The sequence below is a fragment of the Pontimicrobium sp. MEBiC01747 genome, assembly GCF_053601635.1.
Genome location: NZ_JBSHNS010000294.1, coordinates 1 through 761, shown reverse-complemented (window position 1 = coordinate 761; position 761 = coordinate 1). Strand labels below are relative to the sequence as shown.

2 protein-coding genes are annotated in these 761 nt (G+C 32.1%); both read right to left on the bottom strand.

Annotated elements, in window-relative coordinates:
* Window positions 1–322: heavy-metal-associated domain-containing protein (locus tag ACVC2P_RS09655; RefSeq protein ID WP_452598268.1), on the bottom strand; the 322-nt coding region annotated here is incomplete at its 3' end.
* 20 nt (window positions 323–342) lie between these two features.
* Window positions 343–761: DUF3347 domain-containing protein (locus ACVC2P_RS09650; protein WP_452598267.1), on the bottom strand; the 419-nt coding region annotated here is incomplete at its 5' end.

Genomic DNA, 761 nt, shown 5'->3' with positions numbered 1-761 from the left:
CCATTATATTTTCAGTATCATAACCAGATGCTGCAATTGCTTTTTCAACAGTTTGGGCATTTGTTTTTGTAGCATCAAAAGAGATCTCTATTTTCTTTTTCTCCTTATCCCAAGTGGCACTTGCAACACCATCAACATTATTCGCGGCTTTTTCGATGGTTTTTTTACACATTCCGCAATTGCCTCTAACTCCAAAACTAGCATTAGTGATTGCCATTTTAGTCTCTGATTGTTCAACGTTTGTAGTTGTTTTGTTATCAGATTTACATGCCGTAAACACCATAGTAGCAACTATTGCTACACTAAACATTACTTTTTTCATCTTTTTAAATTTAATTGTTATTATTCTATTATTTGTTTTACCTCCCCGCAGGTTAGCATTGTTCTCCCAAAATAGGGATTGATTACTTTTGCTTCTTTACTTAACCAATACGCACCATTGTTGTTATCTGCCATTGGACAATATTGATGGTATACTTTTTCATTTATTCCAAATATTTCGATGGCTTTTGCTAAGTGTGATGATAAATGTTTGAAATGATTTCTTTGAGTTTTTAAATCTGAAATTTCAGAAATTGAAGTCACTGAAGATTTTATGTCACGTTCTAATAACATCCAGAGTTCATGAGCCTTAGTATCTGATAATAATTTCATATCTACTTTGCCTAAATTATTTAGTAAACTTATTGCCCTTTTTGATGTGCTTTTTGAATCTTCTTTTACCAAAGCGTCTTTTAAGCTAACATAAGCGTTGAAAACAA